30 protein-coding genes are annotated in these 25453 nt (G+C 58.8%); 11 read left to right on the plus strand and 19 right to left on the minus strand.

The features are described from left to right. Positions 1-20: 20 nt before the first annotated feature. The 4 genes from L8V22_RS03125 to L8V22_RS03140 form a co-directional block, all read right to left on the minus strand. Positions 21-863 (minus strand): ABC transporter ATP-binding protein, encoded by an 843-nt coding sequence (locus L8V22_RS03125; RefSeq protein ID WP_238800744.1) that lies wholly within the window; start codon positions 861-863, stop codon positions 21-23. A gap of 84 nt (positions 864-947) precedes the next feature. Continuing rightward, a complete protein-coding gene (locus L8V22_RS03130) occupies positions 948-1982 on the minus strand; it encodes a FecCD family ABC transporter permease (RefSeq protein WP_238800373.1) in 1035 nt (344 codons plus the stop codon). 5 nt (positions 1983-1987) lie between these two features. Beyond that, entirely contained in the window at positions 1988-3070 is a 1083-nt protein-coding gene (locus tag L8V22_RS03135; protein ID WP_238800375.1) for a FecCD family ABC transporter permease, read from the minus strand. Beyond that, positions 3071-4018, minus strand: coding sequence for an ABC transporter substrate-binding protein (locus tag L8V22_RS03140; protein WP_238800378.1), 948 nt, complete (start codon positions 4016-4018; stop codon positions 3071-3073). A gap of 128 nt (positions 4019-4146) precedes the next feature. On the opposite strand from L8V22_RS03140, the gene L8V22_RS03145 reads away from it, so the two are divergent. Then, positions 4147-4941 (plus strand): siderophore-interacting protein, encoded by a 795-nt coding sequence (locus tag L8V22_RS03145; protein WP_238800380.1) that lies wholly within the window; start codon positions 4147-4149, stop codon positions 4939-4941. A 73-nt stretch (positions 4942-5014) separates the two neighbouring features. Here L8V22_RS03145 and rpsQ read toward each other — a convergent pair whose 3' ends face one another. Genes rpsQ through rpsJ form a run of 11 tightly spaced genes read right to left on the minus strand, consistent with a single transcriptional unit; the run spans position 5015 to position 10186 of the window. Next, positions 5015-5323: a 30S ribosomal protein S17 gene (gene rpsQ / locus L8V22_RS03150; RefSeq protein ID WP_123563197.1), complete on the minus strand. Its 309-nt coding sequence runs from the start codon at positions 5321-5323 to the stop codon at positions 5015-5017. 2 nt (positions 5324-5325) lie between these two features. Beyond that, positions 5326-5556 (minus strand): 50S ribosomal protein L29, encoded by a 231-nt coding sequence (rpmC, locus tag L8V22_RS03155; protein ID WP_005322842.1) that lies wholly within the window; start codon positions 5554-5556, stop codon positions 5326-5328. Next, positions 5556-5972 carry a 50S ribosomal protein L16 gene (rplP, locus tag L8V22_RS03160; RefSeq protein WP_238800386.1) on the minus strand — a complete coding sequence of 139 codons (417 nt, stop codon included), beginning with the start codon at positions 5970-5972 and terminating at the stop codon, positions 5556-5558. Before rplP ends, rpmC begins: the two co-directional genes overlap by 1 nt. Before the next feature lie 3 nt (positions 5973-5975). Beyond that, a complete protein-coding gene (gene rpsC / locus L8V22_RS03165; protein WP_023027807.1) occupies positions 5976-6719 on the minus strand; it encodes a 30S ribosomal protein S3 in 744 nt (247 codons plus the stop codon). Beyond that, complete coding sequence (gene rplV, locus L8V22_RS03170) at positions 6719-7081, minus strand: 50S ribosomal protein L22 (protein ID WP_005276938.1); 363 nt, start codon at positions 7079-7081, stop codon at positions 6719-6721. The genes rpsC and rplV overlap by 1 nt, the downstream gene beginning before the upstream one ends. Positions 7082-7084: 3 nt before the next feature. Next, positions 7085-7363, minus strand: a complete 279-nt coding sequence (gene rpsS / locus L8V22_RS03175; RefSeq protein WP_005276936.1) for a 30S ribosomal protein S19 — start codon at positions 7361-7363, stop codon at positions 7085-7087. Positions 7364-7376: 13 nt separating this feature from the next. Further along, complete coding sequence (gene rplB / locus L8V22_RS03180; protein ID WP_204610252.1) at positions 7377-8213, minus strand: 50S ribosomal protein L2; 837 nt, start codon at positions 8211-8213, stop codon at positions 7377-7379. A 35-nt stretch (positions 8214-8248) separates the two neighbouring features. Beyond that, positions 8249-8551: a 50S ribosomal protein L23 gene (rplW, locus tag L8V22_RS03185; protein ID WP_238800388.1), complete on the minus strand. Its 303-nt coding sequence runs from the start codon at positions 8549-8551 to the stop codon at positions 8249-8251. Further along, positions 8551-9204: a 50S ribosomal protein L4 gene (gene rplD / locus L8V22_RS03190; RefSeq protein ID WP_005322847.1), complete on the minus strand. Its 654-nt coding sequence runs from the start codon at positions 9202-9204 to the stop codon at positions 8551-8553. The genes rplW and rplD overlap by 1 nt, the downstream gene beginning before the upstream one ends. Beyond that, entirely contained in the window at positions 9201-9857 is a 657-nt protein-coding gene (rplC, locus tag L8V22_RS03195; RefSeq protein WP_238800390.1) for a 50S ribosomal protein L3, read from the minus strand. Before rplC ends, rplD begins: the two co-directional genes overlap by 4 nt. Positions 9858-9880: 23 nt before the next feature. Continuing rightward, a complete protein-coding gene (gene rpsJ, locus L8V22_RS03200; RefSeq protein WP_003848085.1) occupies positions 9881-10186 on the minus strand; it encodes a 30S ribosomal protein S10 in 306 nt (101 codons plus the stop codon). 717 nt (positions 10187-10903) lie between these two features. Between rpsJ and L8V22_RS03205 the strand changes: the two genes are divergently transcribed. The 6 genes from L8V22_RS03205 to amaP are packed head-to-tail and all read left to right on the plus strand — an operon-like array spanning position 10904 to position 14025. Then, positions 10904-11383 carry an Asp23/Gls24 family envelope stress response protein gene (locus L8V22_RS03205; RefSeq protein ID WP_238800392.1) on the plus strand — a complete coding sequence of 160 codons (480 nt, stop codon included), beginning with the start codon at positions 10904-10906 and terminating at the stop codon, positions 11381-11383. A gap of 5 nt (positions 11384-11388) precedes the next feature. Further along, on the plus strand, positions 11389-11736 hold the full coding sequence (locus tag L8V22_RS03210) for a hypothetical protein (protein ID WP_238800394.1): 348 nt from the start codon (positions 11389-11391) through the stop codon (positions 11734-11736). Between the two features lie 2 nt (positions 11737-11738). Further along, on the plus strand, positions 11739-11933 hold the full coding sequence (locus tag L8V22_RS03215) for a hypothetical protein (protein ID WP_238800396.1): 195 nt from the start codon (positions 11739-11741) through the stop codon (positions 11931-11933). Continuing rightward, positions 11933-12898 (plus strand): Asp23/Gls24 family envelope stress response protein, encoded by a 966-nt coding sequence (locus L8V22_RS03220; protein ID WP_238800398.1) that lies wholly within the window; start codon positions 11933-11935, stop codon positions 12896-12898. Before L8V22_RS03215 ends, L8V22_RS03220 begins: the two co-directional genes overlap by 1 nt. Beyond that, complete coding sequence (locus L8V22_RS03225; RefSeq protein WP_238800400.1) at positions 12891-13457, plus strand: DUF6286 domain-containing protein; 567 nt, start codon at positions 12891-12893, stop codon at positions 13455-13457. Before L8V22_RS03220 ends, L8V22_RS03225 begins: the two co-directional genes overlap by 8 nt. Next, positions 13450-14025, plus strand: coding sequence for an alkaline shock response membrane anchor protein AmaP (gene amaP, locus L8V22_RS03230; protein ID WP_238800402.1), 576 nt, complete (start codon positions 13450-13452; stop codon positions 14023-14025). Before L8V22_RS03225 ends, amaP begins: the two co-directional genes overlap by 8 nt. Here the strand turns inward: amaP and L8V22_RS03235 are convergent. After that, positions 14014-14712, minus strand: coding sequence for a hypothetical protein (locus L8V22_RS03235; RefSeq protein WP_269966393.1), 699 nt, complete (start codon positions 14710-14712; stop codon positions 14014-14016). The two genes, amaP and L8V22_RS03235, sit on opposite strands and share 12 nt — an antisense overlap. Positions 14713-15042: 330 nt before the next feature. On the opposite strand from L8V22_RS03235, the gene L8V22_RS03240 reads away from it, so the two are divergent. The 4 genes from L8V22_RS03240 (at position 15043) to L8V22_RS03255 (ending at position 20722) form a co-directional block, all read left to right on the plus strand. After that, entirely contained in the window at positions 15043-16026 is a 984-nt protein-coding gene (locus tag L8V22_RS03240; protein WP_238800404.1) for an ABC transporter permease, read from the plus strand. Continuing rightward, positions 16027-17019: an ABC transporter permease gene (locus L8V22_RS03245; RefSeq protein WP_238800406.1), complete on the plus strand. Its 993-nt coding sequence runs from the start codon at positions 16027-16029 to the stop codon at positions 17017-17019. It begins immediately after the preceding gene. Next, positions 17016-18920, plus strand: coding sequence for a dipeptide ABC transporter ATP-binding protein (locus tag L8V22_RS03250; RefSeq protein ID WP_238800408.1), 1905 nt, complete (start codon positions 17016-17018; stop codon positions 18918-18920). Before L8V22_RS03245 ends, L8V22_RS03250 begins: the two co-directional genes overlap by 4 nt. Positions 18921-19027: 107 nt before the next feature. After that, the gene (locus L8V22_RS03255; RefSeq protein ID WP_238800410.1) at positions 19028-20722 is read left to right on the plus strand and encodes an ABC transporter family substrate-binding protein; all 1695 of its coding nucleotides are present in this window, start codon (positions 19028-19030) and stop codon (positions 20720-20722) included. Positions 20723-20948: 226 nt separating this feature from the next. Here the strand turns inward: L8V22_RS03255 and tuf are convergent, their stop codons facing one another. The 3 genes from tuf to rpsG form a co-directional block, all read right to left on the minus strand. Next, entirely contained in the window at positions 20949-22139 is a 1191-nt protein-coding gene (gene tuf / locus L8V22_RS03260) for an elongation factor Tu (RefSeq protein WP_238800412.1), read from the minus strand. A 391-nt stretch (positions 22140-22530) separates the two neighbouring features. Continuing rightward, positions 22531-24660: an elongation factor G gene (gene fusA / locus L8V22_RS03265; protein ID WP_238800414.1), complete on the minus strand. Its 2130-nt coding sequence runs from the start codon at positions 24658-24660 to the stop codon at positions 22531-22533. A 323-nt stretch (positions 24661-24983) separates the two neighbouring features. Further along, entirely contained in the window at positions 24984-25451 is a 468-nt protein-coding gene (gene rpsG, locus L8V22_RS03270; RefSeq protein ID WP_005322865.1) for a 30S ribosomal protein S7, read from the minus strand. Positions 25452-25453 lie beyond the last annotated feature (2 nt).

The raw sequence follows: 25453 nt of genomic DNA on the forward strand, positions 1-25453 counted from the left end.
CCACTATTGGCAGGTTTCCACTAATGCGCCGCTACGACGCGTCGGGGAACGATGATCGGGGCATCACTATCCGGATCGTCCCAGGCCTCAGCCTCGATGCCATAGGCCTGCGCCAATACCTTCGGGGACAGCGCTTGCTTCGGCGCCCCTCGAGCGATGATTTCGCCGGCTTTCATCACCACCATGGAATCAGAATAGTGGCCCGCCAGCATGAGATCATGCAGGACTACAACTACTGTTTTGCCCGCCTGCGCCTGTGCGCGAGCCAGCTCTAGCATGCGCATGGCATGGGCAGGGTCGAGGAAGGTCGTGGGTTCGTCGAGAAGCAGCACAGGCGTATCTTGTGCCAGTGCCAACGCCAGCCAGACGCGCTGGCGCTGCCCACCCGATAGCGAAGCGATATCACGATCGAGGAAGTCCACGATTTCGGTAGCCTCGCAGGCCTGCGTAATGATTTCTCGGTCCGTGGCGGAAAGGCCGCGCATCCTCCCTTGATAAGGATGACGCCCGCGCGCGACCAGCTCGCCTACCCGCAGCCCATCGGGGGCCACGGGGTGCTGTGGCAGCAGCGCCACCTGCTGCGCGGCATCCTTCGCGGACATCGCATGTAGGTCAGCTCCCCCGACCATGACGCTGCCCTGCCGTGGGGCCAGGATTTTCGAGAGAGTTTTCAGCAGCGTGGACTTACCGCAGCCATTGGGCCCAATGAGGGTGGTGACTTCGCCGGCGCGGGCGTGCAGATCGACGCCGGCAAGAATATCCCCGCCATCCTTATATCCCGCATGAATGCCGGTGGCTTGGACACTGCACCGAGACTTCGGGCTGGTGGGCTGATTAGGCCGATTAGGCCGATTTTCCGTCATATCTTTTCCTTCATCCACGTATGACTGTGTAGCACCATCCGGCGCTGTACTTGTCAGTTTCCCCGCTGTGCCGGGGCACAATGTTTAGCTGCGCCCGGCCGCATTCCACACCAATATCACCAAGGCGCAGCCGCCGAGAACAGAGGAAACCACCCCTACCGGCGCATTTACCGGGATTGCGCCAGCGATGACAGCGCACACGGTAAGCAGCGCCGCACCAGCGGCCGCCGATGCCAGCGGCGATGGCGTGGGGGTGCGCGCCACCATCCGCGCCAGGTGCGGCGCTAGCAGCGCGATGAAGCCAATGGGTCCCACCACCGAGACCACCACGGCGCTGATACCGGTTGCCGCAATAAGCAGCAGGGCGCGCTGGCGGGAAATATTCACGCCCAGGGTAGTTGCGGAGGAATCATCATGGGAAAGCAGCGGCAACTCCCTCGCGCACCAGATTCCTATAGCGAGAAACGGCGCTAATGCCGCCAGAAGTGGAAGGATAACCTCCATGCGAACAAATCCAGTCGACCCCGCGAGCCACGTTTGCGCCTCTGCAGCGCGCAGGATCTGGGCGCTGCGCATCAAATATGCCACGAGGGCCTGGAACATCAGCGATAAAGCAATACCGACGATGACGATGCGGTTGCTCGTACCGATGCCACCAAGGACCGCGAGGAGGATGACAACGAGGAGGGCGCCGATCATCGCCAAGCATGCCCGCCACCAAAACTCCGGGATGCCCTCGGCGAAACCGGGGCGCGAATGCACGGTGCCCAAAACCACCAACACCGATGCCCCGCCGGTAACGCCTAAAATATCCGGTGAGGCCAGCGGGTTGCGCGCCATGGTTTGCGTCCAAGAACCGGCCAAGCCGAGGGCGGCGCCCACGATGATGGTGGCGATGGCAACCGGCAGGCGCAAGTCCCACACCACCCTGATGTGGCTCTCGCTGCCGCCGCCGGTGAGGACATCGATGACTTGTAGCGGGCTCAGTTCCATGGGACCTTGTCCCAGCAATACTAAGTACGCGATAAATGCGATAAGGATGAATGCCAGCGTGGAAGCGAGCACGCGCGCGTGCCGGCGGCGTTGCTGCGCTTTTAAAAATGTGTTGATCGTGGTCATGCGTTTTACCCCCACGTTCTGCCCACGCCGCGGTGAGCACCCCAAATGAGGAAAGGTGCGCCCACTACCGCGAGGACGATGGACATCTCCAGCTCCGAGTTACCCACAATGAGGCGGCCGATGATATCGGCGGCAAGCACAGCACAACCACCCAAGAACGCGGAGGGCAAAAGCATGGTGGCAACGCTAGGGCCCACCACCCGCCGCACGATGTGGGGAATGGCAAAGCCGACGAAGGCAATGGGGCCCGTTGCTGCCGTTGCACTGCCGGCCAGCACCACGACGCTGAGCGCCGAGCCCACCCGCGCGGTGGTGGGTGATCCGCCCAAGGCGAGGGAGGACTCCTCCCCCATGGCCAAAAGGTCGAGGGGTCTAGCTGCCATCGCCGCACACGTTAGGCCGATAACAAGCCCTATGCCTGCGATCGCGACGTCTTCTGGGCCGCGGCCAAAGGTCGAGCCGATGGTCCACCGCCGCATGCTATCGAGGACGTCCGTGGAATATAGACCGATGATCATCGCGCCCGATCCCAAGGAGGCGGATACGCCGGCACCTACCAGAATGAGCGTCAGGGGATCCTGAAACCGCCGCGATACGGCTAAGACCAGCAGCGTAGTAATACCCGCGCCTGCAAGCGCGAGGGTGGTGCGCATGCCGGTAGAGGAAGCAATGCCAATGGCCGTGCCTAAGGCGACGAAGAATGACGCGCCCGCGGTAACACCAATAAATCCTGGATCCGCTAGCGGGTTTCTGGTCCACGATTGCGCCAGTACCCCGGCCACAGCAAGGGCCGCGCCAGCGAAATAAGCCAGGAAGGTGCGCGGCATGCGCAGGTTCCACACGATATCGCGGATATCCTGCTCCCCTGCTCCGCGCAGGGCAGCGATAACCTCCCCGGGCGGAATCGACCGGGATCCTAGAGCCAAGGACGCCGCCGCCAATACCAGGCTGGCGAGGATGAGGGCGACGAGGAGAATCTTGCGCCCCTGTGCCCGCGCCCTTACCGATGTAGCGATGCCGGTGGTGCTAGAACTATCTGCTATGGAAAGCGGCTGGACTATTTCGCCGCCCTTCGTGGTTGCTAACAATTACAGCTTCTCTTCAAACTTATCTACTGCCCAGGGGATGGTCACCGGGTTCGGCATACTCATGGCATTGCCGGTATCCGTATCCAGGTAGCGCACGCGACTATCCTTGACAATGTCGAGGCCTTGGAAGATCTTGTCTTTCTTCAAAGCACCGGAGGAGCCGTTGTAGTCCAGAACAAAGAGGTAATCAACCTGGTTAAGCTTCGTGTAGTTTTCTGGCGCAATATCGACGAAGAAGCTGCCACCATCGCCCTGCAACGCATCGGGGATTTCCATGCCAAGATCCTCAATGAACTGTCCGCGCCCGTCCTCCTCGGTGTACAGGCCAATTTTGCCGTCATAAGGCATGACGATGGCCGCAGACTTGCCCTGCAATTCCGTGTGCTCGCGGCGGAATTCCTCGAAGGCCTTTTCGGTATCACCGATAAGCTTATCGCCTTCGTCTTCCTTGCCCACCGCATCTGCGATGGTCTCCACTTGCTTTTCCCAGGGCACCTGCCAGTCTTCATAGTCATCTGGCTTTACGGTGACAGGCGCGATCTCTTCCAGAGACTCCTTCGTGCGCGCATCTACTGCCTGGTTCACCGCAATGATCTGGGTGGGGTCTGCCGCGGTGATCTGCTCAAAGGTATCCGCGGTAAATCCGGTCGCGGTATTGTAAATTACCTCAGGCTCTGCATCGCCCAAAAGCGTCTTTACCCAGGGGCCGACGCCGGAAGGATCGCCATCGCCCTCAGCACCCCACGGCGCCACCGTCACCGGAGTAATCCCCAGGGCAAGCAAAGTGTCGGCGTCACCCAGCCCTAGGCTAGCCACGCGCTGCTCGCTGGCAGCTTCAGTCGCCTGAGCCGTTTCATCGCCCTCACCGCGCGAGCAACCGCCTAGGGCTACGGCTCCAGCGGAAACTATTGCTACGGCACCCAAGGTACGACGGCCGAAAATCTTCATGAGGCTAACCCTTTCAATAAAGGAAGTAAATAATCTTGCTTACCCTATAACGGAAAGGGTTGATTAGGCAAGCCTTAGCTTAATGCGAATACATTAGATGCATGTCCCCTTGTCTACAATCGTCCCCGATGCCTGAACACGAACTCATTCCCGTTATCCTGACCGCTAACAGACGGATCCGCCCGCGTCTGCACCGTCTCACGTTTTATGCCGAGGCGTTCCGGACGTACACCCTCACCGGTCCCGATGAATTCTTTGGACTCGTCATGCCTCAGGCTGAACAGGAATTTACGCCCTTCCCCGTCGACGGCATAAACCTCCGCTCAGCGGTGAATGCGATTGATAAGGAGAAGCGGCCGAACCTGCGCTGGTACACCGTCCGCGCGCTCCACCCAGAGGAGGCCACAGTCGACGTCGACGTGGTCACCCACGGCGATTCCGGACCTGGATCGCGGTGGGTTTGCCGCGCGCAAGCCGGTGATACGGCGGGATTCTTTACCTGCAACGACCTGTGGCGACCAACCGAGGCGGCACAACTTCTAGTCGCCGACGCATCCGCTCTGCCCGCGCTACGAAACATCTTGGCCTACCAAGAAGACCATAACCCATCGATGCTTCGCACCACCGACGTTATGGCCGTGGTGACCAGCGACGACGAGGTAGAGCCGGGCCTCGCAGCTAGGTGGGAGGCGAGCGTCCACAGCCTGCGAATCATTCATACCCAACCGCACCAGGAGACGGACGCTATCATTACCGCTCTGAGAGCGGACTACGCCAGTGCGCCGAGGCCAGGGTACGTGTGGGCTTCCGGCGAGGGGGAGCTAGCAAAGAGCGTACGGGGCCTCGCGGTGTATGAGTGGGGCCTGGATACCAAAAACGTCACCTGGGTTCCCTACTGGTTTTATGGGAAGGCCCGGCCGTAGAAAAGCCCTAAAACGGCGAACGACCCCTGCTTCGAACCCTAGGGTTCGGAGCAGGGGCTGCGCTGGCTAGTTTTTACTTAGCCTTCTCGATGATCTCAACGAGACGGAAGTGCTTGTCCTTGGACAGCGGGCGGGTCTCAGCGATACGTACAAGATCGCCGATGCCTGCGGTTTCTTCCTCGTCATGCACCTTAACCTTCTTGTTAGAGCGCATGATCTTGCCGTACAGGGCGTGCTGCTTGCGGTCCTCCAGCTCGACAACGATGGTCTTGCTCATCTTGTCGGATACTACGTAGCCGGTGCGAACCTTAGGAGCGCCCTTGACCTTCTCCTTCTTCGGAGTAGGTGCCTTCTTAGAATCAGTCACGTTAGCCTCACTCATGATTAAGCCTCAGCTCCCGGAGCAACGGACAGGCCCAGCTCGCGCTCGCGCAGAACGGTGTAGATGCGGGCAATGTCGCGCTTAACCGTGCCGATGCGGCGGTTGTTGGTCAGCTGGCCGGTGGCCTTCTGGAAGCGAAGGTTGAACAGCTCTTCCTTCGCATCCTTCAGGCGGGACTGCAGCTCAGCATTGTCGAGCTCACGGAACTCGTGGGCGGGGGTACCGGTTGCCATTAGAACTGGTCCTCCTTCTTGATGATACGGACCTTGCAAGGAAGCTTCTGGCCAGCGCGGCGCAGAGCCTCGATTGCAACGGCATCGTTTGGATAGCTCATCTCGAAAAGTACGCGGCCCGGCTTAACGTTAGCCACCCACTTCTCAACCGGACCCTTACCGGAACCCATACGAACGCCGAGCGGCTTCTGGGTCAACGGACGGTCCGGGAAGATGTTGATCCACACCTTGCCACCACGCTTGACGTGGCGGTTGATGGCAATACGTGCGGCCTCAATCTGACGGTTGGTGATGTACGCCGGCTCGAGAGCCTGAATAGCGTAATCGCCGAAGTTGATGCGGTTACCGCCCTTGGACACGCCGCGACGGCTCGGGCGGTGCTGACGGCGGTACTTAACACGCTTAGGAATCAGCATGGATTAGCCCTCCTGCTTCTGCTGTGCACGCTGGCGGCGCTGGCCACCGCGGCGGGAGCGACCATTACGGTCACGGCCACGGCCCTGTGCCGGAGCGTTCAGTTCGGACTCGCGTACGCCACCGACGACGTCACCCTTGTAGATCCACACCTTGATGCCAATGCGGCCGAAGGTGGTGTGGGCCTCTGCGGTGCCGTAATCGATTTCGGCGCGAAGAGTGTGCAGCGGAACGCGACCCTCGTGGTAGCGCTCAACGCGGGACATTTCTGCACCGCCCAGGCGGCCGGACAGCAGAATCTTGATGCCCTTGACCTGTGGCTGACGCATAGCGGACTGGATAGCCTTGCGCATTGCACGACGGAATGCGACACGGTTAACCAGCTGCTCCGCGATGGAGTGAGCAACCAGAGTTGCGTTTGCGTCTACCTGCTTGACCTCGAGGATGTTGAGGGCAACCATCTTGCCGGTGAGCTTTTCCAGCTCGCGACGGATGCGGTCGGCCTCAGCGCCGCGGCGACCAATCACGATGCCTGGGCGAGCGGTGTGAATGTCGACGCGGACGCGGTCGCGGGTGCGCTCGATAACGACGTCGGCAATGCCGGCGCGCTCGAGTCCCTTGTTGAGGTAGTTACGAATCTTGATGTCTTCGGCTACGTAGTTCGCGTAGTCCTTATCGGCGAACCAGTGGGTCTTCCAGTCGGAAGTGATGCCCAAACGTAGGCCGTGAGGATGGATCTTCTGGCCCATTACTTGGCCCCTTCCTGCTGGCTTTCGACCACCACGGTGATGTGGCTGGTGCGCTTACGAATCATGAATGCACGACCCTGTGCACGTGGCTGGAAACGACGCATGGTCGGACCCTCGTTGGCATAAGCCTCGGAGATGACCAGAGTGCGTGGGTCGAGGCCGAAGTTGTTCTCAGCGTTAGCGGCTGCAGAAGCAACGACCTTAGCAACTGGCTTGGAAGCACCCTGCGGTGCGTACTTCAGGATAGCCAGGGCTTCGCTTACGGACTTGCCGCGGACCAGATCGAGCACGCGACGTGCCTTCATCGGGGTGACGCGGACGTAGCGGGCCGTGGCGGATGCGGAGGTGATGGTCTCACTCATCGCTTATCGACGTCCCTTCTTGTCATCCTTGACGTGACCCTTAAAGGTCTTGGTTGGTGCAAACTCGCCCAGCTTGTGGCCGACCATGGAATCCTCGATGAAAACCGGCACGTGCTTGCGGCCGTCATGGACGGCGAAGGTGTGACCGATGAAATCGGGGAGAATGGTCGAACGGCGAGACCAGGTCTTGATGACCTGCTTAGTGCCTGCATCGTTTTGAGCATCCACCTTGTTGAGGAGGTGCTCATCGACGAACGGGCCCTTCTTAAGGCTGCGTGGCATTGTTTACCTCCTCTTAGCGCTTCTTGTTCGGGCGACGACGGCGCACGATCATGTTGTTGGAGTAGCGGTTCGGGTTGCGGGTGCGACCCTCCTTGTGACCCCATGGGGACACAGGGTGGCGACCACCCGAGGTCTTACCCTCACCACCACCGTGTGGGTGGTCAACCGGGTTCATAACGACACCGCGGACGGTCGGGCGCACGCCCTTCCAGCGCATGCGGCCGGCCTTGCCCCAGCGGATATTCATCTGCTCGGCGTTGCCAACCTCACCAACGGTGGCGCGGCAACGGATGTCCACACGGCGGATTTCGGAAGACGGCATACGCAGGACTGCGTACTTGCCTTCCTTACCCAGCAGCTGGATGGAAGCACCAGCGGAGCGAGCCAGCTTAGCGCCAGCGCCCGGCTTGAGCTCAACAGCGTGGATGATGGAACCGGTCGGAATGTTGCGCAGAGGCAGGTTGTTGCCAACCTTGATATCTGCATTCGGACCGGACTCGACGATGGTGCCTTGCTTGAGGCCCTTCGGGGCGATGATGTAGCGCTTCTCGCCATCAACGTAGTGAAGCAGTGCGATATTTGCGGTGCGGTTCGGGTCGTACTCGATGTGAGCGACCTTTGCCGGGATGCCGTCCTTGTCGTTACGACGGAAGTCGATCAGACGGTAACGGCGCTTGTGGCCACCGCCGATGTGGCGGGTGGTGATGCGACCGTAGTTGTTACGGCCACCAGTCTTGCTCAGCGGGCGCAGCAGGGACTTCTCCGGAGTAGAACGAGTGATCTCGTCAAACTCAGAAACGGAGGATGCGCGGCGACCCGGAGTTGTCGGCTTGTACTTGCGAATAGCCATAATTCTTCCTTTTCCTTTCGGCTCTCCGGTGGCGCTTAAGCGCCGGCGCCGAAGACGTCGATGGAGTCGCTGCCTTCACGGAGCGTCACATATGCACGCTTGGTGGACTTACGCTGGCCGAAACCGGTGCGGGTGCGCTTACGCTTACCTGCACGGTTTACGGTGTTCACGGAGTCGACCTTTACGTCAAAGATCTGCTCTACGGCATCTTTAATCTGGGACTTATTGGAGTCCGTGGAGACGTAGAACGTGTACACGTTCTGCTCCATCAGACCGTAGGACTTCTCGGATACAACCGGGGCGATGATGACATCGCGCGGGTTAGAAATCTTAGCCATTAGTTCTCCTCCTTATCCGCGCCGGTTGCGCGGTTGATGAAGGTGTGTAGCGCCTCAACGGAGAACACAACGTCATCGGAGTAGAGAACGTCGTAGGTGTTGAGCTGGCCAGCGTCCAGGATCTGAACGTTTGGCAGGTTATTAGCGCTACGACGAGCGTTGATGTCCTCGCGGCCGATGACCAGGAGCACGTTCTTGCGCTCGGTCAGGGACTCGAGGAAGGCCTTAGCCGACTTGGTGGACGGCTTCTGGCCCGGGACGAGCTCTTCGATGACGTGGATGCGCTCGTTGCGAGCACGGTCAGACAGTGCACCGAAGAGAGCAGCCTTGATCATCTTCTTAGGGGTGCGCTGTGCGTAGTCGCGTGGCTGTGGGCCATGGACGGTGCCGCCACCGGTGTAGTGCGGTGCGCGGATGGAGCCCTGGCGTGCACGGCCGGTGCCCTTCTGACGGAAAGGCTTGCGACCACCACCGCGGACATCGCCGCGGGTCTTGGTTGCGTGGGTGCCCTGGCGCGCAGCAGCAAGCTGAGCATTAACAACCTGGTGCATCAAAGCAATGGATGCCTCGGTGTCAAAGATTTCAGCTGGCAGGTCTACAGAGCCGTTGGTCTTACCCTCGGAAGTGTGGACGTCTAGCTTGAGGTTGCTCATGCGTGTGCACCGCCCTTCACTGCGGTCTTAACGGTGACGAGGCCGCCGCGCGCACCTGGGATAGCACCCTTGATGAGCAGCAGGTTGGACTCGGCATCGATTTTCTGAATCTTCAGGTTCTGGGTGGTCACGCGGTCGTGGCCCATACGGCCAGCCATGCGCTTGCCCTTGAAGACGCGGCCCGGGGTAGCAGCGCCGCCGATGCCGCCAACGCGGCGGTGAGCGGCCTGGTTACCGTGAGCTGCGCCCTGGCCTGCGAAGCCGTGGCGCTTCATGGCGCCGGCGTAGCCGTGGCCCTTGGTCTTGCCGGTGACGTCAACGAAGGAGATGCCCTCGAAGATGTCTACCTTGACCTCTTGGCCGACCTCGTATGCGGAGGTGTCGTCCATGCGGATTTCCGCAACGTGACGGCGCGGGGTTACGCCAGCCTTCTTGAAGTGTCCACCAACCGGCTTATTGGCCTTGCGTGGGTCGATTTCGCCAAAGGCGATCTGGATGGCGCTGTAGCCATCGGTTTCGGGGGTGCGAATCTGGGTGACAACGCATGGCCCTGCCTCGACGACGGTAACCGGTACAACGCGGTTGTCCTCGTCGAAGACCTGGGTCATGCCGAGCTTCTTGCCCAGAATGCCCTTGATCTCGTTTTCACTCATTATTTGTTCTCCACCAAAGTCGCTTACTGGATGTTCACGTCGACGCTTGCCGGAAGATCGATACGCATAAGAGCGTCAACGGTCTTCGGGGTTGGGTCGAGAATGTCGATCAGGCGCTTGTGAGTGCGCATCTCGAAGTGCTCGCGAGAGTCCTTGTACTTGTGCGGAGAACGAATAACTGCGTATACGTTCTTCTCGGTTGGGAGCGGCACTGGGCCAACTACACGAGCACCGGTACGGGTAACGGTCTCGACGATCTTCTTTGCAGAAGCGTCGATAGCCTCGTGGTCATAGGCCTTCAGCCGAATGCGGATTTTTTGTCCCGCCACGCTTATCCTCTTCCTCGCTTCCCCACTTTCACATTCCCGGCGTTTCCGGGGCGTGAAGCGGTGGGAAATTGCTTCTCGATTTCTCTATAACGTTGTCCGGGCTTGGGGCCTGACACAACGCCAGTGGTCTGACTGCCATGACGACCAAGAGTGCGGTACATGGCAAGTGCCAGAACGCAGTGCTCTCGACGGGGTACAAGACCCGTAGTCAAAGTATTGTGAAGAGGACGGTTTTCACGCATTACACGTGGAGAGTGTCCAATTCGTCTACTGCCGCTGTTTATTTGCCATGCCCCTTCTCCGGTCCATCTTCTCGGGGTGTCACTGCTCTAACGCGGACCTAGCCCGATTGGATGACCTTCCAGTCAATGCTTCAGGTTTCCCTGAACCATGGCGACAACGAAGGTGTCATGTTCGCTTTACCAGCTCAGCGTCTCCCCAAGACTCACGCTTGGCGACGTCCGCCGCCAGCACCGAGTCTCGGTTCTCGCTGCCCTGTTAAAGCAACCTTTGTATTTAAGCATGTTGGGCTGCGGTTTTCAAGCCGCTTCCCAAACCGTGCCAAAAATCACGTTTTGGAAAATTTTATTGCTCCCCAGCACACATTCGGCCGAGATGTATCTAAGCTCGGAGACGTTGGCTGAGGACTGTTTGTCCTGCCTCGATAGTTGAATATCGCGTTCATACATCATCCAATAAAGAAAGGCACAATCGCCCATGTCTGAGAACAAGACTCCCGCACAGAATACCGACAACCAGGTTCCAGCTTCCGAGGAACGCGAGGTTAACAACAACCTCGAGACCCAGTACGGCACCACCACTATCGATGATGTCGTGGTTTCTAAGATTGCCGGCATTGCTGCCCGCGAGGTTTCCGGCGTGGACTCCCTGGGTGGCGGCGGCGCTCGCATGATTGGCAATATCCGCGAGTCCTTCGGTGCTTCCGAAGACGTCCGCCAGGGCGTAGACGTAGAGGTAGCAGAGGGCACCGCTCGCATCGAGATTGCCATCACCGCTGAGTACGGCGTGGCCATCCACGAGCTCGCTGAGGCTATCCGCCGTAACATCATGAATGCGGTTGAGCGCATGACCGGCCTGAGCGTCGAGCGTGTCAACGTCGTTGTACACGACGTAAAGCTGCCAAGGGAAGAGTCTGAGGCGGAGGGCCAGGCTGCTTTGAACCAGGGTCAGGCTTAAGCCCAATGCCTGAGCCCCGAGCACGTTTCGAGCTCGAGGTAAGCCACGCCCGCGCTATTGCAGAAGCAGTCCAGAAGGTTCGCGGCGTCGCCGCGCTCGACGGCGGTTCGTTTGGTTCGGTGAGTTTATACCTGCCGGGTGAGCGCATCGTTGGAATGAGGCGACCAGATCCGCGCGATGATCGCCACCTGCAAATCAACGTCTGCGTTGATATCAGCACCGCGCCGGACCTTTATGCCTTGGCAAAACATATTCGGTCCGCAACCCGTGAGGCTTGTCCCGAACTGCAGCGCATTGACGTTGAGTTTTCTGACGCCGTAGATGGCTTATCCGCTGCTCCATCGAAGGAATAGATATGAAGAATTACACCACTTTGGGCATCATTTCCGGCCTTATTCTTGCCTTCTTTTTGCACCTAGGTTGGGGTCCTACCCTGCTCGCCGTACTCCTTGCCGTTATCGGCGGCATTGTGGGAGCACACTTTGATGGCCGTATCGATCTCACTTCTGTGTGGAATGGCCTCATTGGTAAGGAGAAAGGCCAAGGTTAATGACAGATAGTTCCACTCAGGGCCACACGCGTATCTCGCTGCGGACCATGGAACACATCGTTACCGCCGCGATTGCTAGTGTGCCCGGCACTAAGGCCATTGAGGCCAAGCTAGCGGGCATCGGCGGCCGCGGTTTTCCACGGGTCTCGGTCCAAATGGATTCCGAGCGCGAGGTAGCTGCCGTCAACGCCACTATTGGCGTGGTGTGGCCTTCACCGGTTACCACAGTTGCGGAGCATACTCGCGCCGCCATCTCGGAGGCCATTGCGGCACACACCGGGTACTCCACCACCCGCGTTAATGTCATCGTTGGCGGTTCCGTTCCGGGCAAGCGCGTGACTGCCACGGAGGTGGAGCAGCGCCAACTTGCTGCTACCGTCGCCCCACGCATCAAGCCCTTGCCGGTGTGGCAGCCAGTCACAGCGGAGTCGGTGAATGTGCGCAGTATCGCCACCCCACAGGAAGCACCGGTTCGCACTATCGCTGCGCCGTCGACCGGCGTCGCAGTGCGGTCTATCAAGCCCCCGCGCGAGGCCGAGGTGCGCAGCATTTCCGCCAACCTCCCAGACCACCAGCTGCGCGAGGTATCTTCCCCAAGTGACCATTCGGTGCGGCCGGTCCAGGAGCCTCAGCCAGTACGTGTCCACGGCGTAGCGACACCACGTCCCGCCAAGTTGGTCCCTAGTGGGCAGATTCGTCCACTGGCACGGAAGGTACAGGTAGCAACTCCTCGGCCGCAGCCGCTACGCGAGATCGAAATTCGCCACGAGTGGGCCCCGCGTCGCGTGCAGGCCCCCAAAGCGGCTCCCGCACGGAAGGTCGAGGTTCCGCGGCCACAGCCGCTCAAGCGTATTGAGGTCACCCCGGCAAACCCTCGCCCACTACACGTAGACGCGCCGCGGCCCGAGCCGTTGCGCGCCATTTCGATTAATCCGTACCGCCCGCAAGGAGGCAATAATGGCTGATCAGCGCATGCCTGAACACTTTGGGCAGCAGCCCAAGGCGTCTCCAGCGGCGCGCACTTGGGCCGTGATTCTAGGGCTGCTTTTGCTCGCCGCAGGCATCGTCGGCGTACGCGAGACGTGGCTAGTTGGCTCGGGTTCCGATGCGCAGTCGTGGATTCAGCCGGTACTTGATCTCATTGCCACTGAAGAGCTGCAGACCTGGATGATCTGGGCCGGTGTCGCCTCTATCGTCGTCGGACTTGTCTTCCTGTTTGCGGCACTAAAGACGCGCCGCACAACGCACATGCAGCTGACCTCCGATACCGCGTCCATGTGGATGCGTCCGGTGGATATCGCGCGCCTATCTTCGGCCACGGCTCGCCGTGTACCGGGCGTTGCCTCCGCACAGACCTCCGCGGATAGCAAGACCGCCAAAGTCACCGTCAATGGCGATACCGATGATGCCGAGCTGCAGGGCCGAGTAGAGACCGCGGTAACGCAGTGTCTGGCCCACTTGCAGAATCCGCCGCAGGTTAACGTGGCTGTAGAGAAGATTCCGGAGTTGGATAACAATGTCTAGAAAACTTGCTACTTTTGACCGCATCCTGCTCGGCCTGCTGGGAATCATCCTCATTGCTTTGGGTATATGGCCCATCCTTATCCACTTTAATGTGGAGTTTGCCAAGTACTTAGCCCTGTGGGTGGACCACGATACGTGGAAAAACCTGGCAAACAATGACTGGTGGGTCTGGGCCCTCGCCGGCGGTTCCGCGCTGCTGCTTATCGTGGGGCTGTGGATTGTGGTGGCTAACCTGCGCCACCGTCGCTTCAATAACGTGGAATCTGCATCGTCTAATGACAAAGGCTCTATCACGACGTCAATGAATGCGATTGCCGGCGCCGTGGCCCAGGATTTGGATGGAGTCAAGGGCGTCGAGCATGTGGAGCGACTTGTGGCCTATGACCGCGCGCGGCCCACGCTGCAGTACACGGTCACGGCAAATCCCGACACCCCGGTGGAGCGCCTTACCAGCGCCGTGGAAACCAATGAAGGCGATTTCCGCGCCGCGTTTCCGGACGCCGATTTGGACACCATTTATAAGCTGCAGTTCAGCAAGGTGGGGCCGATGAAGGACCTATCCGAATAGCGGGTTCGGAGTCTCTGCCACCAAAACTTCTTGAACGGTCCCGAAGCGGGCCGACTCGCCGCCCCCGAGGATCATTTCCAGCTCCTCACCGGGGCGGCATTTTTCTATGCGCTGCCAAGAATAATCTTGGCGGCTAACCCGGCGGTTTTCCTTAGCAAAAAGGTGCAGGCCGTGGTCGAGCACGCCAATGGCCGCTGCGAACCGGAGGACGAAGACGAAATCACCCAAGTCCTGCCGCTTGAGGCCGCCGAGGTTCGGACGCTCAAGACTTAGCCGCATAAGGCTAGAGACCGCGCCAAAACGGTGCTCGAAGCCCTCGGTATCCCGAATAGTAAATGGGCGGCCGGGCCCTGTGGGACGAATGGACTCATAAGCCCACACCACGGGTTGGCTATCGGGACGGCGCACGATGATGCGGGCGGGGGTAGCAGTGATGCGGTTGGCGGGGGCGTCGGCAAGCACGAGCCACTCCCCTGCGGTAACGCGACCGTTCTCCAATGGCAACAGGGGCGGGTGAACGTCCACTTGGCGCTCTAATTCCGCTACCAGCTCTGCATCGCTCGCGCCCCAGCCGATGCCTTGGTTAGCCAGCATGGCAAAGAAGGTGGGAAGGCTGAGATCGGGCTGGCCCTCCCAGGCGCGGCGGAGGGATTCAAGGGTGGGATCGATGCGGGTGGGGTCATCCATATCCGCCAAGACTACCCAGCGCTGGCACTGGTCAGGCGAGAGGGGCGGAGAAACTTTTTCACCCCCGAGTTAATTTCATTCAATTAAATAAATACTATAAATGTTCAACAATTTTCAACACCGTAATACCTGCTTAAAGTGCATTTATTACACGATATACAACCCTTAGCGCGCCAATTAATACCTGTCACATTATTGGGGATTTATGTCACGGGGCTATTTTGATTGTGCTCTGTATAACAGCTTATTAAATTAGTCACATACAACGATTTGCTCGTTGGATACACCTTGCATCCCCGTTTCCTGCTTAACCACGCACGGAGAATCTCTATGACTAAATATCTGATCAAAAAGACCTTGGGCTGGTTACTCATGATCTTTTTGGCTACCAACCTCGCCTATCTCTTGGCGGCCAGCTTTCTGGACCCACGGTCCAATTACACCGGACGCCGCCCACCGCTTTCAGCGGAGGAAATCAATAACCTCCTCGAGCCCTATAACCTCAGCCCCGATACCCCATTAGTGCAACGCTGGTGGACGTGGCTGACCAATATCCTCACCAAATGGGACTGGGGCCATTCCCCGGTCGGCGAGGTGGTGAATTCAGAAATTAGTTACCGCATCTGGGTCTCCGCACAGCTGCTCTTGCTCTCTACCATCTTGTCTATCCTCCTCGGCGTGGCCGTAGGCGTCTATACCGCTTCGCGTCAGTACAAGACCGGCGACCGCATTTGGCAGGGCATATCCATCATCGCGATGAATACCCACGTCGTGGTCGCTTCTATCGCTGTGGTGTGGGGCGCGTTGAAGATCAACGAGCTCACCGGCAAGAAGATTTTCTACGTTGTCGGCTCCCATTCGCTGGACGTAGAAGGTTTCTTCCCCAAGCTAATAGACTCCGCACAGCACTTGGTACTTCCCACCATTTCACTGGTCTTCATCAGCTACGCCAGCTATCACATGACCCAACGCACCTTACTGCTAGATAACTTGGATGCGGACTACGTGCGCACTGCCCGCGCCAAGGGCTTGACCCGCCAACAGGCGATTCGCAAGCACGCGTTGCGCACCTCCATCATTCCCGTCGCAACCTCGGTGGCTTTTTCCATCCCAGGAATCTTTACCGGTGCGGTGATGACGGAGCGCATCTTTGGCTGGAACGGCATGGGCCAATACTTCATCGAGACCATTAGCAAAAACGACGTCAACGGTGCAGCGGCCGTCGCCGCCTTTGGCGCCGCTATGACGGCTATCTCCGCCGTCTTGGCGGACCTGGTCGTCGTCGCGCTTGATCCACGAGTGAGGGTGAGTTAAATGACCCCGTCTAAAGACCGCAACTACTTCAAGCAGGAACCGCGTGGGGAAATCACCGCACACAGCGAAGTCGCTACGGGAGACCCCTTCTCCCCCGCTGAGGCCGAACAGGTAGCCACCCTGGAGCAGATGCCGCGTGGCACCTCACGCTACAAGCTGTACCTGCGCCGCTTCTTCCGCAATAAACTCGCCACCCTGGGCCTTATCATTCTGGCCTTCCTGGTGCTTGCAGCCCTCTTCGGCGGCTTCTTTGCCAAGTGGGACTACTCCGAACCCGACTTCCTTGCGCTATCGGAGCCACCGAGCCCGGAGCATTGGTTCGGCACGAATGACACCGGCAATGACCTTTATGCCCAGACCATTCACGGTTTGGGAAGGTCGCTCACAATCGCCATTGTGGTATCTCTGGCTACCTTGGTCATCTCCGCCTTCGTCGGATCGGCCGCAGCCTTGTGGGGAGGCATTGCAGAAAAGGCGGTGCTGGCGGTCATCCACTTCCTACTATCCATTCCTACCTTCCTCCTCATTGCACTGGTAGTAGCGGATTCCGGCGGCGATTGGAAGTTGCTTATCGTCGTACTCATCGTCTTTGGATGGATGTACCAGGCCCGCGTTATCTGGTCTTTGGCGCTTACAGTGCGCGAGCAGGACTATGTCCGCGCGGCCAGCTACATGGGTGTTTCCAAGCTGCGCACCATCGTGCGCCACGTTATCCCCAATATTGGCTCGCTCCTCATCATCCAATTCGTCTTCGGCGTGGTGGGCACCGTGGGCTCGGAGACGGCCCTGTCCTTCCTGGGCTTAGGCGTTAAGCTTCCCGACGTCTCCCTCGGTACCCTCCTGCAGGGCGGCACCGCCGCCGTGCAATCCTCCCCGTGGCTGTTCTACTTCCCTGCAGCCACCCTGACCTTGCTCACCGTGTCTATGGCCTTCATCGGCGATGGCCTGCGCGATGCGCTCGACCCCAACTCGAATTCCGGAGGTAAAGCATGACCTCGCCAGTCTTGTCCGTTAAAGACCTGCGCGTAAATTTCCCATCCGAAGCCGGATCCGTCTCCGCCGTCCGTGGCGTGGATTTTGATCTCTATCCTGGCCGCACACTCGGCATCGTGGGTGAGTCCGGTTCAGGAAAATCCGTAACCTCCATGTCGATCATGGGGCTTCTCCCGGACTACGCGAAGATCACCGGCTCCGTGAAGTTTGACGGACGCGAGTTGCTCGGGCTTAGTGATAAGCAAATGTCCGATATCCGCGGCAATGGCATTGGCATGATCTTCCAGGATCCGCTCTCCGCACTCACCCCAGTCTTCGATATCGGATCACAGTTGGTGGAGGCAATTCAGGCCCATAGGGACGTCGGCAAGAAGCAGGCCCTCAAAGAGGCCACGGAGTTGCTCGACCTGGTAGGCATCCCCGATCCGCACCTGCGCCTAAAGTCATTCCCACACGAGTTCTCGGGCGGCATGCGCCAGCGTGTAGTGATTGCCATCGCGATTGCTAATAATCCACGCGTGCTTATCGCGGATGAGCCCACGACTGCGCTGGATGTAACCATTCAGGCGCAGATTCTGGACGTTATCAAGCTCGCCCAACGTGAGACCGGGGCTGCAACCATCATGATTACCCACGACATGGGCGTGGTGGCAGAAACGGCCGATGATGTCATGGTCATGTACGCCGGCCGTCCCGTCGAGCGCGGCGATGTGGATACCATTTTCTCCCAGCCCCGTATGCCTTATACGGTGGGCCTGCTCGGCTCCACGCCACGCCCCGACGTATCGGCCGAAGAACCGCTCACTCCCATTGTGGGCAGTCCGCCGGTGCTGGTAGACCTGAAACAACGCTGCCAATTTGCGCCACGCTGCCCCGTGGCGCAGCCCGCCTGCTCCGACGGCGAGCCGCCGCTTATCCCGCTAGACGATGCCCCTTCGCACCAAAGTGCTTGCCTGCGCGCGCCCGAAATCCGCAACCGCAAGATCGACGGCGAGCTCATGTTCAAACCGCCGCAGCTGTCCGAGGATGTCATGGCTAGCATTCCCCGCGATGAGCGTCCCGCCACCTTGGAAGTCACGGACCTGCGCAAAGAATTCCCGCTCACCAAGGGCGCACTGGTCAAGCGCCGGGTAGGAACGGTCAAGGCAGTTGACGGTCTCACCTTCGATATCCGCAAGGGCGAATGCATGGCCATCGTGGGCGAGTCCGGTTGCGGCAAGACCACCACCTTGCTGGAAATCATGGACTTAAAGCCTGAAAACGGCACGGTGGTGCTCAATGGGAAAGATGCGGCTGGAATGAGCAATTCTGAGCGACGCGAAGCCCGCAAGGACATCCAAATTGTCTTCCAGGATCCAATGAGCTCTCTCAATCCTCGCCTTACCGTCCGCGAGGTCATCGCCGAGCCGCTTAACTCACTCGGCTTTGACGGCGACGTGGATGCCCGCGTGAACGAGCTCATGGGCCTTGTCGGTTTGGATTCCTCCCAGCTTGATCGCTTCCCCAGCCACTTTTCCGGCGGACAGCGCCAGCGCATCGGCCTCGCCCGCGCGCTAGCAACCAACCCATCGGTCCTGGTATTGGACGAACCCGTTTCGGCGCTCGACGTCTCTATCCAGGCCGGTGTCATCAATCTGCTGGAGGATCTGAAACGGAAGCTGGGCCTGTCCTATCTCTTCGTTGCGCACGACCTATCCGTGGTGCGCCACCTCTCTGACAGCGTGGCCGTTATGTACAAGGGAAAATTTGTGGAGTCCGGGCCAACCGATGAAATCTTCGAGAATCCCCAAGCGGATTACACGAAGAAGCTTCTGGAAGCCATTCCGATTCCGGATCCGGCGGCCGCTCGCCAGCGCCGCAACGCCGGTTCAGCGAATGCTTCACCAATTTCCCAAAAGTGACCTTACACACACGCGGCATTCTATATAGTTAACTTCACACCTAAAGGGTGCGGGCAGTCACCCCACTAGCGCACCTTTACTTCCTCTCACTCAAGGAGAAACCAACCATGAAAAAGTTCACCCGCTTCCAGATTGCTACCGTAGCCACCCTCTCTGCTGCAGCGCTTGCCCTCACCGGCTGCGCCGCCAACTCGGGCGGAGACTCTAATAAGGCCGTAGGCGGCCTCGATATCGAGGTAAATCCAGCCGGCGACTATAACGAGAAATCCCGTGACGAGCTCAAGGACGACGGTGAGCTCACCCTCCCCATCGGCGAACTGACCGAACAGCAAAATACCTTCCACGCCAATATGGTCACCGATACCCGCACGGTATGGGGTTGGTACAACCCACAGCTGGCGCTATACGACGGCGAGGGAAACTACACCCCAAACCCCGACTACATCGACGAGGCCAAGGAAGACAAGAAGGGGAACAACACCGTCGTCACCTACAAGATCAACAAGGACGCCACCTTCAATGACGGCACGCCTATCGATTGGAAGGCCTTTGAGAATACCTGGCGCTTTAACAACGGCAAGGACGAGGACGTCCAAGTAAACGCCACGGACGGTTTTGAGCGCATCACCTCTGTGGAAAAGGGCGCTACCGACAAGGACGTGGTCATTACCTTCGATGGCCCCTACCCGTGGTGGCAGGGCCTTTTCAATGAACTGCTCCACCCCGCCATTGATAGTGCGGAGAAATTTGACAAGGCCTACCTGGGCAAGCTGAACCCGCAGTACGGCGCCGGCCCATTCAAGGTAGACAACGTGGACTTCAAAAGCGGCACCCTCAGCCTTGTGCCGAACGAAAAGTGGTGGGGCGATAAGCCAAAGCTCAAGAAGGCAAGCTTCCGCGTCATGGAATCCCATGCCACCATCAACGCCTTCCAAGCCGGGGAGATCGATGCGGCTGGCGTGGCCGATAAGAACAGCCTCACCATTGCCGGCGAGATGGGCGATGACATCGACATCCGCGCAGCATTGCGGCCTGCCAATGTCATCCTCACCCTCAATTCCAAGGCCCCACAGCTCAAGGATGAGGACGTGCGCCACGCCGTCTTCTCCGCCATTGACCGCGATCAGCTGGCCGAGATCCGCTATAACGGCCTGGGCTACGAGGAAGAGATGCCGGGTTCACTTACCCTCTACTCCACCCAGGAAGGCTACAAGGACAATATCAAGGACGTCATCAAGTTCGATCCTGAGCAATCCAAGGAGCTGCTGGAGGATGCCGGCTATCAGCAGGATGATGACGGAATCTATGCCAAAGACGGCGAAAAGCTATCCCTGCGCTATATCCTCATCGGTGACGATGAGGTATCCAAGTCCCTAGCAGCCGCAATCCAAAAGATGCTCAAAGACGTTGGCGTCGACCTCAAGATTGAAGAGCGTCCATCCTCCGAGTTCTCCAAGGTAACCTCTGAGCGAGACTTCGACCTCTTCCTCTCCGCGTTTGCCTCTTCTGACCCGTTCGGCGTGGCGTACTTTGGCCAGACCTACGCCAGCGATTCCACACTGAATATGTCCAGCACCGGTAGCAAGGAATTCGATAAAAAGATTGAGGAGCTGCAAAATCTGTCCTCCAAGGACGAGCAGATTGACCGCGTCAATGAACTCGAATCTGAGGCCTTCGGCCACTACGGTATCCTCCCCTTCGCCAACGGCCCGCAAATGGTGGGCGTGAAGAAGGGCCTGGCCAACTACGGTGCCAACGGCTTTGCCATCCTCCCCAAGGAAGACATCGGCTGGGAAAAGTAGGCACCACACACCACACTGATAGCGCAATGCGCTGAAGCCTCCCGCAGCCCCATTGATGAGGGCTGCGGGAGGCCTCTTTTAGGCCAGCCTCTCATGGCCCACGCTGGAACAGCTAATGCGGGTCTCCCAGAGTCGCGGGAAAGATGGAGAAGGCATCAAAAAATCCGCCCCACCCTAAGGTGAAGCGGATTCTTTATAGCTCTACTGAGCGGTTACGGGGTATCGATTACTCGATAACCTTGGTAACGCGGCCAGCGCCGACGGTGCGGGAGCCCTCGCGGATAGCGAAGCGCAGGCCCTCGTCCATAGCGACCGGCTGGATGAGCTCGACGGACATCTCAACGTTGTCGCCAGGCATAACCATCTCGGTGCCCTCAGGCAGGTTAACAACACCGGTAACGTCAGTGGTACGGAAGTAGAACTGCGGACGGTAGTTGTTCATGAACGGGGTGTGGCGGCCGCCCTCTTCCTTCTTCAGGACGTAGACGGAACCCTCGAACTTGGTGTGCGGGGTGTAAGCGCCCGGCTTGATAACAACCTGGCCACGCTCAACGTCCTCACGCTTGGTACCACGCAGAAGCAGACCACAGTTGTCGCCAGCCTCGGTGTAGTCCATCATCTTGCGGAACATCTCGATACCGGTAACGGTGGTGGTCTGGGACTTCTCCTGGATACCGATGATCTCAACGTCCTCGTTGACGTTCAGACGGCCACGCTCAACACGGCCGGTAACAACGGTACCGCGACCGGTAATGGTGAAGATGTCCTCGATAGGCATCAGGAACGGCTGGTCGGTAGCGCGCTCCGGATCTGGGATGGAGTTATCGCAGGCTTCCATCAGGTCAACGACGGACTGTACCCACTTGTCTTCGCCCTCGAGGGCCTTCAGAGCGGAGATGTGAACGATAGGAGCTTCCTCATCGTAGTCCTGCTCTGCGAGCAGCTCACGGATCTCCATCTCAACGAGCTCGATGATTTCCTCATCATCAACCATGTCGCACTTGTTCAGTGCAACGAGGATGTAAGGAACGCCAACCTGGCGAGCAAGCAGAACGTGCTCGCGGGTCTGCGGCATCGGGCCATCGGTTGCAGCAACAACCAGGATAGCGCCGTCCATCTGAGCAGCGCCGGTAATCATGTTCTTGATGTAGTCGGCGTGGCCCGGAGCGTCAACGTGTGCGTAGTGGCGCTTCGGGGTGGAGTACTCAACGTGGGAGATGTTGATGGTAATACCGCGCTCCTTCTCCTCAGGAGCCTTGTCGATCATGTCGAACGCGAATGCCTGGTTCTCCTCAGGGTACTGGTCAGCCAGAACCTTGGTGATCGCTGCGGTGGTGGTGGTCTTGCCGTGGTCGACGTGTCCGATGGTGCCGATGTTCACATGCGGCTTCGTACGCTCGAACTTCTCCTTTGCCACTGTATGTCCTCCTGGACTATATGGTGGCTACGACCTTCGCAGCCACGTGGTTGACAGTTGTCATTGGCACCCGACCCACAGTACGTGGGGCAAAGCGCTAATGACGCTTTCTTTACGTGCCAGTTACACGATCCTAGATTTATGTCGCGGTTTTTTCAAACCGCCGTTATAGGAGGTAACCCCGCGAAAAATCGCGGCCATTTCCCTCGACAAGAATCTTTAAAAAGGATCCTGGGAGGGTAACGGCCGGCTCAATTCACAACCTAAAAGCCTAAGCTGCAAACTCAGCCCGCCGCTACCCTGGCCCAGTGGTCCCGCCCGCGGCGGGTCTGGCATCTACTGGCGAAGATTACCAGCCCGCCTAAACCGCGGAAGAGACGGGGGCTAACGCTTAGTTAGCGCCGCCAGTGCGCTCCTCAATGATCTCCTGCGCAACGGAGGACGGAACCTCTGCGTAGGAATCGAAGACCATGGTGAAGTTTGCGCGGCCCGCGGTGGAAGAACGCAGGTCACCGATGTAGCCGAACATCTCGGACAGCGGCACCTTAGCCTTAACAACCTTCGCACCGGAGCGGTCATCCATAGCGAAGACCTGGCCACGACGGGAGGAGATGTCACCGTTGACGGTACCCATGTACTCCTCAGGGGTAACAACCTCAACAGCCATCATCGGCTCCAACAGAACTGGCTTAGCCTTGGCCATTGCTTCCTTGAAGACCTGGGAGCCGGCCAGCTTGAAGGCCATCTCGGAGGAGTCGACGTCGTGGTAAGCGCCATCTTCCAGGGTGGCCTTGATGTTGACCATCGGGAAGCCTGCCAGGTAGCCGTACTGCATAGCGTCCTGGATACCAGCGTCAACGGAAGGAATGTATTCCTTCGGAACGCGGCCACCGGTAACGGCATTCTCGAATGCGTAGGTTGCGGACTCGCCCTCTTCCAGGGTCTCCGGGTCCGGGTTGTACGGCTCGATGGTGCAGATAACCTTTGCGAACTGGCCGGAACCACCGGTCTGCTTCTTGTGGGTGTATTCCATGGACTCAACCTTCTTACGGATGGTCTCACGGTATGCAACCTGCGGGTTACCAATGTTTGCCTCGACCTTGAACTCGCGCTTCATGCGGTCAACCAGAACGTCGAGGTGAAGCTCGCCCATGCCGCCGATAACGGTCTGGCCGGTCTCTTCATCCAGTTCAACGGTGAAGGTTGGGTCCTCAGCAGCAAGCTTCTGAATTGCGTTACCCAGCTTCTCCTGGTCAGCCTTGGTCTTTGGCTCAATGGAAACCTTGATAACCGGATCCGGGAAGTCCATGGACTCGAGGATGATCTGGTCATCCTTGTCACACAGGGTGTCACCGGTGGTGGTCTCCTTCAGACCAACAACTGCATAAATGTTGCCGGCGTCTGCCTGCTCAACAGGGTTCTCCTTGTTGGCGTGCATCTGGAAGAGCTTACCAATGCGCTCCTTCTTGCCCTTGGTGGAGTTCATAACCTCGGTACCCGGGGTAACCTGACCGGAGTACACGCGGATGAAGTTCAGCTGACCGAAGAACGGGTGAGCTGCAATCTTGAAGGACAGAGCGGAGAAGGAAGACTCCACGGAAGGCTTACGGGTGAGCTGGTTCTCCTCGTTGCCGACCTCGTGGCCGACAACCTCGCCGACATCCAGCGGGTTAGGCAGGAAGTCAACGACGGCGTCCAGCAGCGGCTGGACACCCTTGTTGCGGTAGGCAGTACCACAGTAAACCGGGTAGACCTCGGAGTTGATGGTGAGCTTGCGGATGCCGGCCTTGAGCTCGTCAATGGTCAGCTCCTCGCCGCCGAAGTACTTCTCCATGAGCTCTTCGTCGGACTCAGCAACGGTCTCCACCAGCTTCTCGCGGTACTCTGCAGCCTTGTCCTTGAGGTCCTCTGGGATCTCCTCGTAGGTAGGCTCAGCGCCGGTCTCGACCTTGCCGCGCCAGGTGATTGCCTGCATATTCAGCAGGTCAACGACGCCGTCGAAGTCGTCCTCAGCGCCGATAGGCAGCTGCATAACCAATGGCTTAGCGCCCAAGCGGTCAATGATGGTCTGAACGGTGAAGTAGAAGTCTGCGCCCAGCTTGTCCATCTTGTTGACGAAGCAGATACGCGGAACGTCGTACTTAGCAGCCTGACGCCACACCTGCTCGGACTGTGGCTCAACGCCTTCCTTACCGTCGAAGACTGCGACGGCGCCATCGAGAACACGCAGGGAACGCTCAACCTCAACGGTGAAGTCGACGTGGCCCGGGGTGTCGATGATGTTGATCTGGTTGTTGTTCCAGAAGCAGGTCACGGCAGCGGAGGTAATGGTGATGCCGCGTTCCTTCTCCTGTGCCATCCAGTCAGTAGTGGAAGCACCGTCGTGGGTCTCGCCCACCTTACGGTTAATACCGGTGTAGAAGAGAATACGCTCGGTGGTCGTCGTCTTACCAGCATCGATGTGGGCCATGATGCCGATGTTGCGGACCTTGTTCAGATCCTTAAGCACTTCTTGTGCCACGTTTATACCCCAACTTAATAGTCGTCGACGCCGTGACCAGGTTTCTGGCTATGACGCCTGCATGGATAAGGTCATGTATATTTTTGCCACTATTTGGCCGTCCTCGGAGCATTCTGCCCCTAGACTTCCATCGCTTCAGTGTACTGGACACTCAACGATGCCGCCGGACTGGGCAGGTATACCGCCCAAAAATCACACCCATTAGGGCAAAAAATGACCCAAGCAAGAGATATGTAGTTTTGTGTCGCCGCCAGACAAAACCTGCCGGCAGCCAGCGCGAAACTTGTTTCTCGTTGCTTGGGCCATTGATGTGGGTGCTGAAATTACCAGCGGTAGTGGGCGAAGGCGCGGTTGGCCTCTGCCATCTTGTGAGTATCCTCACGGCGCTTAACGGAAGCGCCGAGGCCGTTGGAGGCATCCAGGATCTCATTTGCGAGGCGCTCGATCATGGAGTTCTCGCGACGCTGGCGGGTGAAGGTCACCATCCAGCGCAGTGCCAGGGTGTTTGCGCGGTCAGGGCGAACCTCAACCGGCACCTGGTAGGTAGCGCCACCGACACGGCGGGAGCGAACCTCGAGGTCTGGGCGAATGTTGCCCAGTGCCTTCTCCAGGGTGCCAACCGGATCGGTTCCGGTCTTCTCGCGGCAAGCCTCAAGAGCACCGTAGACGATGCGCTCTGCGGTGGACTTCTTGCCGTCCTGGAGGATCTTGTTGACGAGCATGGTTACCTGCTCGGAGTTGTATACCGGGTCCTTGACTACAGGACGCTTCGGAGCAGCATTCTTACGCATTG

This window comes from Corynebacterium yonathiae (assembly GCF_027570195.1).
Lineage (GTDB): Bacteria > Actinomycetota > Actinomycetes > Mycobacteriales > Mycobacteriaceae > Corynebacterium > Corynebacterium yonathiae.

Bases quoted from the DNA above. Each gene is read 5' to 3' on its own strand.
- L8V22_RS03125 (WP_238800744.1), bottom strand. From the start codon at position 863: ATGACGGAAAATCGGCCTAATCGGCCTAATCAGCCCACCAGCCCGAAG.
- L8V22_RS03130 (WP_238800373.1), bottom strand. From the start codon at position 1,982: ATGACCACGATCAACACATTTTTAAAAGCGCAGCAACGCCGCCGGCAC.
- L8V22_RS03140 (WP_238800378.1), bottom strand. From the start codon at position 4,018: ATGAAGATTTTCGGCCGTCGTACCTTGGGTGCCGTAGCAATAGTTTCC.
- L8V22_RS03145 (WP_238800380.1), top strand. From the start codon at position 4,147: ATGCCTGAACACGAACTCATTCCCGTTATCCTGACCGCTAACAGACGG.
- rpsQ (WP_123563197.1), bottom strand. From the start codon at position 5,323: ATGAGTGAGGCTAACGTGACTGATTCTAAGAAGGCACCTACTCCGAAG.
- rpmC (WP_005322842.1), bottom strand. From the start codon at position 5,556: ATGGCAACCGGTACCCCCGCCCACGAGTTCCGTGAGCTCGACAATGCT.
- rplP (WP_238800386.1), bottom strand. From the start codon at position 5,972: ATGCTGATTCCTAAGCGTGTTAAGTACCGCCGTCAGCACCGCCCGAGC.
- rpsC (WP_023027807.1), bottom strand. From the start codon at position 6,719: ATGGGCCAGAAGATCCATCCTCACGGCCTACGTTTGGGCATCACTTCC.
- rplV (WP_005276938.1), bottom strand. From the start codon at position 7,081: ATGAGTGAGACCATCACCTCCGCATCCGCCACGGCCCGCTACGTCCGC.
- rpsS (WP_005276936.1), bottom strand. From the start codon at position 7,363: ATGCCACGCAGCCTTAAGAAGGGCCCGTTCGTCGATGAGCACCTCCTC.
- rplB (WP_204610252.1), bottom strand. From the start codon at position 8,213: ATGGCTATTCGCAAGTACAAGCCGACAACTCCGGGTCGCCGCGCATCC.
- rplW (WP_238800388.1), bottom strand. From the start codon at position 8,551: ATGGCTAAGATTTCTAACCCGCGCGATGTCATCATCGCCCCGGTTGTA.
- rplD (WP_005322847.1), bottom strand. From the start codon at position 9,204: ATGAGCAACCTCAAGCTAGACGTCCACACTTCCGAGGGTAAGACCAAC.
- rplC (WP_238800390.1), bottom strand. From the start codon at position 9,857: ATGAGTGAAAACGAGATCAAGGGCATTCTGGGCAAGAAGCTCGGCATG.
- L8V22_RS03205 (WP_238800392.1), top strand. From the start codon at position 10,904: ATGTCTGAGAACAAGACTCCCGCACAGAATACCGACAACCAGGTTCCA.
- L8V22_RS03210 (WP_238800394.1), top strand. From the start codon at position 11,389: ATGCCTGAGCCCCGAGCACGTTTCGAGCTCGAGGTAAGCCACGCCCGC.
- L8V22_RS03215 (WP_238800396.1), top strand. From the start codon at position 11,739: ATGAAGAATTACACCACTTTGGGCATCATTTCCGGCCTTATTCTTGCC.
- L8V22_RS03220 (WP_238800398.1), top strand. From the start codon at position 11,933: ATGACAGATAGTTCCACTCAGGGCCACACGCGTATCTCGCTGCGGACC.
- L8V22_RS03225 (WP_238800400.1), top strand. From the start codon at position 12,891: ATGGCTGATCAGCGCATGCCTGAACACTTTGGGCAGCAGCCCAAGGCG.
- amaP (WP_238800402.1), top strand. From the start codon at position 13,450: ATGTCTAGAAAACTTGCTACTTTTGACCGCATCCTGCTCGGCCTGCTG.
- L8V22_RS03235 (WP_269966393.1), bottom strand. From the start codon at position 14,712: ATGGATGACCCCACCCGCATCGATCCCACCCTTGAATCCCTCCGCCGC.
- L8V22_RS03240 (WP_238800404.1), top strand. From the start codon at position 15,043: ATGACTAAATATCTGATCAAAAAGACCTTGGGCTGGTTACTCATGATC.
- L8V22_RS03245 (WP_238800406.1), top strand. From the start codon at position 16,027: ATGACCCCGTCTAAAGACCGCAACTACTTCAAGCAGGAACCGCGTGGG.
- L8V22_RS03250 (WP_238800408.1), top strand. From the start codon at position 17,016: ATGACCTCGCCAGTCTTGTCCGTTAAAGACCTGCGCGTAAATTTCCCA.
- L8V22_RS03255 (WP_238800410.1), top strand. From the start codon at position 19,028: ATGAAAAAGTTCACCCGCTTCCAGATTGCTACCGTAGCCACCCTCTCT.
- rpsG (WP_005322865.1), bottom strand. From the start codon at position 25,451: ATGCGTAAGAATGCTGCTCCGAAGCGTCCTGTAGTCAAGGACCCGGTA.